The organism is Kitasatospora sp. NPDC059803, from assembly GCF_042732255.1.
GTDB lineage: Bacteria > Actinomycetota > Actinomycetes > Streptomycetales > Streptomycetaceae > Kitasatospora.
Window position 1 is genome coordinate 1 of record NZ_JBHWIJ010000254.1, and the last position, 9,714, is coordinate 9,714.

Sequence of the window (9,714 nt, forward strand, 5' to 3'; positions counted from 1 at the left end):
GTGCACGGGAAGCCGGCGGGACGTCGGGCGTTGCCCGGTCGGGGTGTGCTCAGGAGCGCTGGGCTCAGTAGCGCTGGGCCTTCACCACGACCGGGACCAGGGCCAGATCGGCCGGCTGGCGGCTGAAGGCGATCGGACTGGCCTTCCCGCCCGGGGCCAGGTTCTCGGCGCCGACGATCGCCGAGTCGACGGCGTGGCCCGACGCGTCGGTGAAGTCCACCTGGACCGCGTAGGACGCGGCCTCGCGGGTGCTGTTGACGATGGTCACGACGGCGGCGTGGAGGCCGCCGGTGGTGGACCGCGGCACGCCGGTCAGGGTGATGTCGGCGGTGGCGTTGCCGGGGCCCTCCACGGTCTTGAGCACCTCGGTCGCCTTCGCCCGGTTCTGCGCGGCCTGCGCGTCCGCCGATGCCTCGAACGCCGAGGCAGCGGCCGCCGCCGAGGCCGAGCGCGCGGCTACCGAGGCCGAGGCCGACTCCAGCGCGGAGGCGAAGGCGGAGGGCGGCTCCCCGGAGAAGCTCGACGGGTTGGGTGCCTCCGACAGCGTCGCCCCCGCCGCGTTCGTCGGCGTCGCGGGCCCGGAGGAGCTCCCGGATGAGCACGACGCCACGAGGAGGACGGCCGTTCCTGCCGCAGCGGCCAGAGCGGCCACTCTCCGCGGCAGCCGGGGGCCGCCGCCCTGGCTGGTGTACAGCGTACGCATCACGCACAACCCTCCGGTCATCCCGCTCATCCGTTCGGCCGTCGGTGGGCACGTGCATGCCCGCAGCCGCCCGGTTCGTGCTCTCCATGCTTTGTTCTGCACGCCCGGACCACGAGCGGTGCTGGGCCGTCCGGACGGCACGGAGCACTTTCGGCGGGCGGCGCCGGCCGGGCGACCCGCCGGGCCGTCGCCTGCCGCCACCGGCAGCAGCCGCCCGGGTGCCCCGCCGCTGAGGAAGGGGACCGCCAGGCCGTACGCCCGGATGTAGCCCGGTCGGGTTGAGCGGGGAATCGGCCGGTTCCGGGGAGGGTACGGAGTAGCGGACTTCGAAGCGGCGCCGGACACGGCGGAGAAGTCAGGAGAACGCGGACGAGGGCGAAACCGCCGGATTCCGCAGCCAACACCCGTAGTTGACGTTCCGTCCCGCCGTCGGCGGCCATCGCGCACGGTGTGGGCGGTTGCTGTGTGCCGTCCCCCTCGCGGCCTGTGTCGTGTGCCTGTTCCCCCTTCCCCGCCGTGGCGCCCCCTCTGCTCCCTCCCCACGAAACCGGAGTACTGAATGCGTGTGCGAACGATGCTCGCCGCCTCCCTGGCCTGCGCCCTCCCGATCACCGGACTGACCGCCGCAGGCGGCGCCGCTGCCGCGCAGCCGGTGAACGCACAGCCGGTGAACGCGCAGTCCGTGCGGGCGGTGGCGGTCGTTCCCGACGACTGCCCGCCGCCGCCCGACGCCACCGAGTCGCCGATGGCCGGAAAGTATTACTGCTCCCAGGAGAGATTCGGGCCGGCCGCCATCCCGAACGACGAGCCGGCCGCCACGCTGCTGAGGGGGTACCAGCGCTTCGGCGGGCTCAGTGCCAGCCACTTCGTCCAGCTGTACTACGACGCGACGGACAAGCGGTGGGCGTACGCGCCCGACCGTGGCTTCCAGAGGCTCGACGGCAAGCTCGACCAGACGGTGTACACGGTGCCGATCGGGACCAAGCTGATCCGGTTCGGCGACATCACCAAGGGCGGCGGGTACCTCGCGGATCCCGGAACGCCCTTCGTCCAGATGGCGGTGACACCCGACGCCCTCAACGGCGGCTACCACTGCCTGTCCGCCGAGAAGGAGTTCAGGGTGCAGAAGGGGCACGTGGCCGCCTTCTACGGGATGCCCGGCGGAGACGTGCAGGAGTGGCTCGACCCGGCCCTCGCGCCCTCAGGGCTTGAGGGTGGCTACAAGGTCAACAACCTCATCGCCAAGGGCTACCTCAGCGAACTCCAAGCAGAGCAGTGCAACGTCGCCCCCACCGGTTCCTGACCGGCGGCAAGCAGAGCGCCGACGGCGGCCTGCGGAGAGGCTGACGGCAACCTCTGGACCGCCCCTGCCCCCGCTGCTGCTGGGGGGCAGGGGCGACTCCGCTGTCCCCGTCGGAGCGGGGAGGTGCGGTCAGAGCAGCCGGTCGCGGTGGCGGGCGGCGGTTTCGCGGACGAGGCGGGCGAAGTTCTCGCGGCTCTGGTGCCGGTGCTGTGCGGCCCGTTCGTCGTCCAGGTCCGCGTCGTGCAGGTCTGCGTCGTCCAGGTCCGCGTCGTCCGGGCCTGCGTCGTCCGGGTCTGCGCCGTCCGGGTCTGCGTCGTCGGTGCCGAGGTGCTCTTCGTCGAGGTCGTCGTACTCGGTGTGGAGGACCCAGCAGCCGTGGATGCCGGCGAGGAGGTCTTCGAGGAGGTCGCGGGCGGGGCGCCTGGGGTCGAGGGGGGTGAGGCGCAGGCCGGTGTCCTCCGGGTCGGTCTCCTCGTCGTCGGTGTAGTCCTCGGTGTAGTCGTCGAGGGCCCCGTCGAGGTCTTCGAGTTGTTCGCGCAGGCCGGCGGGGTCGGGGAGGAGGCCGTCGGCGATGTGGAGGGCGTGGCGGACGAGGCCGGTGACGGCGTCGTGGGGGGTGTGGCCGGCGTCGAGGAGTTCGAGGACGAGGGTGGGGGTCTGGTGCGGGAGGTCCTCGATGTTGTCGGCTTCGAGCAGGACGGCGGTGGCGTCGTGGCCGGAGGCGTCGGCGGCGACCTCGGCCGCGGCGGCGAGCCAGTGCGCGGCCGCGACGGCGGCGGCGGTCGGGTCGATGTCGGAGAAGAGGGCGAGGGAGCCGAAGGGGTTCTGCTCCAGCAGGTGGTCGGCGGCGGCGACCTGGACGGGGGAGGCGTCCTCGCGGCTGAGCAGGACGGCCTGCTGGGCGCGGCCGGTGAGGTTGCCGAGTTCGGCGCTCTCGACGGCGGTGAGTTCGGTGACGGTCTCGGCGAGGACGGCCTTCGTCAACTCGGGTTCGTCGAGGGCGTGCAGGGCGCGGCCGGCCTGGTGGGCGGATTCCAGCAGGGGACTGTAGGAGACGGTGAGCAGGCCGCCGTGGGGCAGGTTCGGCGCGGCCACGGCTTCGGCGACGTCGCTGAAGGTGTCGCGTTCCTGTTCGCGGCGCCAGCCTTCGGTGTCGGGTTCGAGGGAGCCGGCGGCGCTGGCGGGATGGGTGTAGGTGCGCCAGGCCGCCTCCGACAGGCGGGTCAGCGCGCCGGCCAGGCGCAGGAGCGTGGCGCTGGGTGCGTCGGCCGGGAGGGCGGTGATCCGGGTGGCGAGGTCGCCTTCGCCGGTTCCCCAGGTGGCGATGAGCTCGTGCCGGTTCGGGTCGACGCTGTAGCGGGTCATGATGCCTACCTTCGGGGACGCGCGGCTGATTGCTCGGCTGACGGCAATTCTGTCGCATCGTCAGGTGGCGGCGGGCGAAGCCCAGCCCGGGCGCGAGCGTGGGAGCCTCGCGCCCGGCCCGGTCACAGCAGCAATCGGCCACGGGTCTCGGGCATCCAGCGGGCCAGGGCCAGGGCGGACGCCGCGCTGATCGCCGCGTACACACCGAACGCCCCGCCGAGCGACAGCTCCTGCACGAGGGGGAGGAACGTGGTCGCCACGACGAAGTCGGTTCCCCAGTGGGCCGCGGTGGCCAGACTCATCAGCACTCCGCGGGCACCCGCCGGGTAGATCTCGGCGATGTAGACCCAGAAGACGGCGGCGGGGCCCACCGCTCCCGCCATGATGAAGACGCACAGCAGCGCCGCGGTCGGCGCCCCCGTGTGCCCGAGTGGCTGCGCGACCGCGATGCCGATGGCCGCGACCGCCATGACCAGCAGTCCTCCGATCATCGTCTTCCGGCGGCCGACCCGGTCGAGCAGGACGATGGTGACGACGGTGGCGGCCACGTTGCACAGCCCGACCAGGACGGCTCCCCGGATGCCTCCGGCAGCGGTCATGCCGCTGCCCCCCAGGATGGTCGGCACGTAGTAGATCGCGGTGTTCAGACCGGTCAGATGGACCAGGACGGCGATCGCCAGTCCCAGTGCGACCCAGCGGGGACCGGCCAGCGCGCAGGCCTGCCGGAGGCTCGCGGCGGGGGCGGCGACGGGCCGGGCGACGGTTGCGGTCGTGGGGCCGGCGGTGGGCCGGGTGGCGGTCGCCGTCGCGGGGCGGCCACCGGGTCGGACGGCTGCGCCGCCCGGGTCGGGCGGAGACAGGCGCCGGGCGGCGACTGCCGCCCGGGCGGTGTCTCCCCTGGCGTGCAGCCAGTCCGGCGATTCGGGCACCAGACACATGCCGACCAGCAGCACGCACGCGGGCAGGAGCCCGAGAGCGAGCATCCAGCGCCAGGCCCCCGCGGGTTCCAGGAGATAGGCCACCACGTAGGACAGCAGGAGCCCGATCGTGATCATGAGTTGGTTCAGTGTGACGAGCGCGCCGCGCCGGGCGGGCGGAGAGATCTCGGAGATGTACAGCGGGACCGCGAACGAGACGGCCCCCAGGGCGAGTCCGACGAGGAACCGCCCGATGAGGAGCGTGGTGGAGCCCGAGGCCGCCGCCGAGGCCGCCGTTCCGAGGGCGTACACGGCCGCGGCGGCGCCGATGACCGGCCGGCGTCCGAACCTGTCCGCCAGCCGCCCGCTGGTGAGGGCGGTGAGCGCCGCGCCGAGGAGGGCGGCCGACACGACCGCCCCCTGCTGCCACGACGACAGGGTGAAGATGTCGGCGACCAGCCGCAGGACTCCGGCGATCACCCCGATTCCGTAGCCGAAGAGCAGCCCTCCGACGGAGGCGACGCACACGGTCAACAGCCGTGCGGCGCCCGGGGGGACGGGCGCCGTCATGGCGACACCCCTGCGCCGCCGTCGACATGGTCGCAGGACGGGGCCAAGCCCATGGGATGCCCTTCTTCGAAGTGCCGTAGGCAGGGATGGGGCGAGGCCGGGTCAGGCCGCCGGGAATCCGCCGCCCACGCCGATGACCGACCCCGACCCCGGACACCGAGTCGAGGCGATCACCCGCTTCGCGATCCGGGAGCAGACTACCGGCGTCACCGGCCGACCTGTCGCAACCCGGACACTCCCCGACGTACCGTCAGAAACGTCTTACGGTCGGATCAACGCGAGGACCTCGTCCCGGAGGTGCTCCATGGTCTCCTGGTCGTGCGCCTCCACGTTGACCCGAAGGACCGGTTCGGTGTTCGAGGGGCGCAGGTTGAACCGAATTCCGCCCGGCAGGCCGACCGTCAGACCGTCGAGCCGGTCCGTGGTCACCCCGGCCCGGTGCCGGTATCGCTCCTCCACCTCCCGGATCGTGGCCGCGACGTCGGCGACGACGCAGTTGAGTTCGCCGGACAGCGCGAAGCGGCTGTGCGCGGCGATCACGGCGGACAGCGGCCGGTCCTGTCCACCGAGGGCGGCCAGCATGTGGAGCGCGGCGAGCATGCCGCTGTCGGCACGCCAGAAGTCCCTGAAGAAGTAGTGCCCGGAGTGTTCTCCACCGAAGACCGCGTCGTGCTGCGCCATGAGCGCCTTGACGTGGGAGTGCCCCACGCGGGACCGGAACGGGCGTCCGCCGTGGCGGCGGATGCTCCGCACCGTGGCCTCGGCGGTGATCAGGTTGTACACGACGGCCGAGCCGGGGTGCCGTGCCAGCTCCCGGCCTGCGATCAGGCTGATGACGGCGGACGGTGAGATCGGCTGACCGCCTTCGTCGACGAAGAAGCAGCGGTCGGCGTCACCGTCGAAGGCGAGTCCGATGTCGGCCCCCTGCCGGCGGACCTCGGCCTGGAGGTCGACGAGGTTCCTGGGGTCGATGGGGTTGGCCTCGTGGTGGGGGAACGTGCCGTCGAGTTCGAAGTAGAGCGGGACGAGGTCGACGGGCAGGCCCGCGAAGACCTCCGGGGCGGTCAGGCCGGCCATGCCGTTGCCCGCGTCGGCGACGACCTTGAGGGGCCGGATCCCGGTGAGGTCGACGAGCTGCCGCAGGTGTGCCGCGTACTCCTGGAGGAGTGGTCTTTCCGTACGGGCGCCGCGGGACGCGGCGGGTGTGGCACGTTCCCCCGCCACGAGCCAGTCGCGGATCCGGCCGAGGCCCGTGTTCTCCCCGAGGGGGGCCGCGCCGCTCAGGCACAGCTTGATGCCGTTGTCCTTCGCGGGGTTGTGGCTGGCGGTGATCATGGCGCCGGGAAGTCCGAGCGATCCACTGGCGTAGTAGAGGTAGTCGGTGGAGCCGAGCCCGGCGTCGATGACGTCGGCACCGGCCCGGCGGGCGCCGTCGCTGAACGCCCGCGCGAGCATGGCGGAGGACGGGCGCATGTCCCTGGCCACCACCACCTGCGGGGCGTTGGTGAACCGGATGAACAGGCCGCCGATGCGTTCCGCGACCTCGCCGTCGAGTTCGGCGGGGACTTCCCCGCGGATGTCGTAGGCCTTGACCAGCCGCGCGTAGTCGGACACGGTCACCCCTTCACGAGGTCGAGGTCGGGGCCGCGGGCGCCGACTGCCGACGGCGTGCCACGGCCACCCGGTAGCCGTCCAGGGTGTCCGCGACCATCTTCCGGCTGCTGAACTCCCGTTCCGCCGTGGTGCTCGCGTTGGGGCCCCCCGCGGGGCGCCACGGGGGGTCCGGGGGGCCCCGCCCTGTACCGGGGGGGACTGCGGGGGGGGGGGGGCGGGGCGCGCGGCCTGCATGGGCGGGCCCCCCCGCGCGCGGGGGGCGGGGGGGCCGCGGGGCCCCCCCCGCCCCCCCCCCCACGACTCGTCGGTGAGCACCCGCAGTATCCCTGCGGCCAGTGCGGGCGGGTCGGCCGCCGGCACGAGCAGGCCGTCGACGCCGTCGGTGATGACGTCGCTGATGCCGATGACGCGGGTGCCGACGACGGGCTTGCCGGCGCGCATCGCCTCGACCACGCTGAACGGCAGTCCCTCCGCCAGGGAGGGCTGGACCACCAGATCCGCCGCAGCATAGACGGCAGGCATCGCCTCGGCGCCGAAGTCCTGGCGGAGGGTGACCAGTTCTGCCACACCCTCGTGTTCGAGCCGGCCCCACACGCTCTTCTCGTACGCGTAGTCCGAGACCCTCCCCGCCAGGAGCACCCGCACCTCGGGCAGCTCCGCCGCGACCAGGGGAAGCGCCGCGGCCAGGTCGAGCTGGGCCTTGCGGGCGGACATCCGGCCCGGGAGGACGATCAGCCGCTGGTCGGGGGCGACGCCGAGTTCGGTGCGCAGTGCGGAGCGCAGGTTCCGGGCCACGTCGTCCGGCGGCGCGTCGGGAACGCCGTTGTGGACGAGTCTGATGCGGTCGGCGGGGGCGCCGAAGCGGGCGGCGCGCTCGGCGAAGAAGCGGCTGGGGACGAAGTGCATGTCGACGGGGAGGGTCTGGTACGACAGGCGGCACCGGCCGCGGCCGAACCGCTCCAGGTCGGGGTTCTGCTCGTGCAGCGAGCACACCAGTGCGGCGTCCGTTTCGAGCGCCACGATGCTCGCCAGGATGAGCGTCTCATGGCTGTTGGCGTGGACGACGTCGAAGCTCTCGCCCTGGAGCACGGCCCCCAGTTCGTCGAGGATGGAGTACTGCATCTGTCGCCATCTCACCTTGTCCCGGGCGTCCACGCGGTCCGCGAAGTCGCGCAGCCGCACGACCCGCCCCGCGTCCTCCTCGCGCTCCCCGGGCAGGTCGTCCAGCCATGACCCGTCGGTCGCGATGACGACGTCGTGGCCGTCGGCCACCAGCCCTTCGCACAACAGCCGCGCATAGGTCTCGGCCCCGCCGTGCAGGGGCTCGTAACTGGAGGTCAGCATCAGGACTTTCATCGGTCCGCCCTTTCGGTGAGCCAGGGAATGAGCCCACGGCCGGCGTCCTCGCCGGCCTCGCGCAGCGAATCGGGAGTTCCCACGTCCCGCCAGTAGCCGGTGAGCCGGTGCGCCCCCACGCGTTCGCCGGCGGCCATCAGTGCGGGGGCGAGTTCCCTGGCGTAGTCGTAGACGACGCCTTCGGGGATGTGCGCGATGATGCGGGGGTCCAGGCAGTACACCCCGGCGCTGATCCAGTGCGTCTCGTCGTCGGGGACGTCGGGCTTCTCCCGGGCGCCGCGGATCCGACCATCGGGGTCGATGTCCAGCACGCCGTAGCGGCGGGCCTGCCGGATCCGCGTACAGGCGAACGTCAGGGCGTAGCCTCCGTGCGTGTGCGCGTCGACGAGCCGTTGGAGCGGCTCGCCCATGATGACGTCGCAGGACGTGACGAGCACGGCGTCGAAGGCGGCGAGTTCCTCGTGGAACAGCCGTAGCGCCCCGGCGGGCCCGGTGAGGCGGGGCTCGGTCCGGGCGTGGACGGGCACCTTCACCGTGGTGCCGTCGAGGAAGCGAAGGACCTGCTCGGCCTGGTAGTGCAGATTGAGGTAGACGTCCGTGACGTCGGTCTCGGCACACCGGTCCAGCAGGTGTCCCAGCAACGGCCTGCCCGCCAGGGGCAGGAGCGGCTTGGGCGTCTGGGCGGTGAGTGCTCCCATCCGGCTGCCGCGCCCGGCTGCCAGGATCATCCCCGCCAGCCTCATCCCGTCTGCCCCGTCTGCCCCGTCTGACCGGTCTGACCGGTCTGCCCCGCCTCGGGCGAGGCCTCCGTCGGCAGGGGGCGTGCGGCCAGCCAGGACACGACGGAGTCGACCCCGTCCTCCAGCGTCGTCCGGGCGGTCCAGCCCAGTTGGGCCTGGGCACGGGAGGGATCCAGGCACCCCCTGCGCACTTCTCCCGCCAGCGGCGGCCCGAAGCGGGGCGGCAGCGAACGGCCGGTCCGCTTCTCGACCGCCTGGTGGATGTCCAGGACCGAACTCTCCCCGCCCTTCCCGATGTTGATCAGCCCGTGCCCCTGGTCCATGGCCCGCACGAACGCATCGGCCACATCGCTCACATGCACGTAGTCGCGCGTCTGCAGGCCGTCCCCGTTGATGACACAGGTCTGCCCGGAGAGCATGCGCTGCGCGAAGATGGAGACGACTCCCGCCTCACCGAACGGGGTCTGGCGGGGGCCGAAGACATTGCCGAGGGCGAGCGCGACGTAGTCCAGGCCGTAGGTCTCGTGGTAGAGGCGCAGATAGTCGACGGCGACGGACTTGGTCAGCCCGTAGAAGGAACTGGGCACCCGGCCCGCGGACTCCTTGATGGGCACCCCGTCCTCACCGGCGGGCCCGTAGATCGTCCCGCCGCTGGAGGCGAACACGACCTTGCGGCTGCGGCTGCGCCGCGCCGCTTCGAGCATCCGGACCAGGCCGATGACGTTGACCTGGGCGTCCAGCAGGGGATCCCGCATCGACACCTTCACGCTGAACTGCGCGGCCAGCAGCAGCAGCACCTCGGGCGCGAAGTCCTCCACCGCGGCCGCGGTGGACTCGTCGACCACGTCGGCCGTGAGAATGCTCAACTCGGGCCAGCGGGCCTCGCTCTCGGCGAGATTGGCCCGATCGCCCGTGGAGAAGTCGTCCACCACCAGGACGCGGTGTCCCTGGGCGCACAACCGGTCGACGATGTGCGAGCCGATGAACCCGCCGCCACCCGTGACGACAACCTTGCTCATGCCTTGGTCCCCTCTCGTGGTTCGCGAATGTGTGTCACACCCGGAGCGGCCTGGCCACGCGGCGGATCCGCGGTGGCCCACCCCCACCCGGAGGCGGGCAGGAGGTTGAGCGGGGCCGCGGCTGGCC

The 9,714-nt window shown here is 72.5% G+C and carries 7 protein-coding genes; 1 reads left to right on the forward strand and 6 read right to left on the reverse strand.

Annotated elements, in window-relative coordinates:
* Positions 1-64: 64 nt before the first annotated feature.
* On the reverse strand, positions 65-703 hold the full coding sequence (locus ACFV6I_RS30420; RefSeq protein WP_380428760.1) for a hypothetical protein: 639 nt from the start codon (positions 701-703) through the stop codon (positions 65-67).
* 559 nt (positions 704-1,262) lie between these two features.
* Between ACFV6I_RS30420 and ACFV6I_RS30425 the strand changes: the two genes are divergently transcribed.
* Positions 1,263-2,006 carry a TNT domain-containing protein gene (locus ACFV6I_RS30425; RefSeq protein WP_380428761.1) on the forward strand — a complete coding sequence of 248 codons (744 nt, stop codon included), beginning with the start codon at positions 1,263-1,265 and terminating at the stop codon, positions 2,004-2,006.
* A 129-nt stretch (positions 2,007-2,135) separates the two neighbouring features.
* Here ACFV6I_RS30425 and ACFV6I_RS30430 read toward each other — a convergent pair whose 3' ends face one another.
* From ACFV6I_RS30430 to ACFV6I_RS30450, 5 genes are all read right to left on the reverse strand, one after another.
* Positions 2,136-3,371, reverse strand: coding sequence for a hypothetical protein (locus ACFV6I_RS30430; RefSeq protein ID WP_380428763.1), 1,236 nt, complete (start codon positions 3,369-3,371; stop codon positions 2,136-2,138).
* Positions 3,372-3,493: 122 nt separating this feature from the next.
* Positions 3,494-4,858 (reverse strand): MFS transporter, encoded by a 1,365-nt coding sequence (locus ACFV6I_RS30435; protein WP_380428765.1) that lies wholly within the window; start codon positions 4,856-4,858, stop codon positions 3,494-3,496.
* Between the two features lie 261 nt (positions 4,859-5,119).
* Positions 5,120-7,816 (reverse strand): phosphomannomutase/phosphoglucomutase, encoded by a 2,697-nt coding sequence (locus ACFV6I_RS30440; RefSeq protein WP_380428767.1) that lies wholly within the window; start codon positions 7,814-7,816, stop codon positions 5,120-5,122.
* 8 nt (positions 7,817-7,824) lie between these two features.
* On the reverse strand, positions 7,825-8,556 hold the full coding sequence (locus ACFV6I_RS30445; RefSeq protein WP_380428769.1) for an NDP-sugar synthase: 732 nt from the start codon (positions 8,554-8,556) through the stop codon (positions 7,825-7,827).
* 11 nt (positions 8,557-8,567) lie between these two features.
* Positions 8,568-9,587 (reverse strand): NAD-dependent epimerase/dehydratase family protein, encoded by a 1,020-nt coding sequence (locus ACFV6I_RS30450; protein ID WP_063345967.1) that lies wholly within the window; start codon positions 9,585-9,587, stop codon positions 8,568-8,570.
* Between the last annotated feature and the right edge of the window lie 127 nt (positions 9,588-9,714).

Coding starts and splice junctions, on each gene's coding strand:
- ACFV6I_RS30425 (WP_380428761.1), top strand. CDS start 1,263: ATGCGTGTGCGAACGATGCTCGCCGCCTCCCTGGCCTGCGCCCTCCCG.
- ACFV6I_RS30440 (WP_380428767.1), bottom strand. CDS start 7,816: ATGCTGACCTCCAGTTACGAGCCCCTGCACGGCGGGGCCGAGACCTAT.
- ACFV6I_RS30435 (WP_380428765.1), bottom strand. CDS start 4,858: ATGACGGCGCCCGTCCCCCCGGGCGCCGCACGGCTGTTGACCGTGTGC.
- ACFV6I_RS30420 (WP_380428760.1), bottom strand. CDS start 703: ATGCGTACGCTGTACACCAGCCAGGGCGGCGGCCCCCGGCTGCCGCGG.
- ACFV6I_RS30430 (WP_380428763.1), bottom strand. CDS start 3,371: ATGACCCGCTACAGCGTCGACCCGAACCGGCACGAGCTCATCGCCACC.
- ACFV6I_RS30450 (WP_063345967.1), bottom strand. CDS start 9,587: ATGAGCAAGGTTGTCGTCACGGGTGGCGGCGGGTTCATCGGCTCGCAC.
- ACFV6I_RS30445 (WP_380428769.1), bottom strand. CDS start 8,556: ATGATCCTGGCAGCCGGGCGCGGCAGCCGGATGGGAGCACTCACCGCC.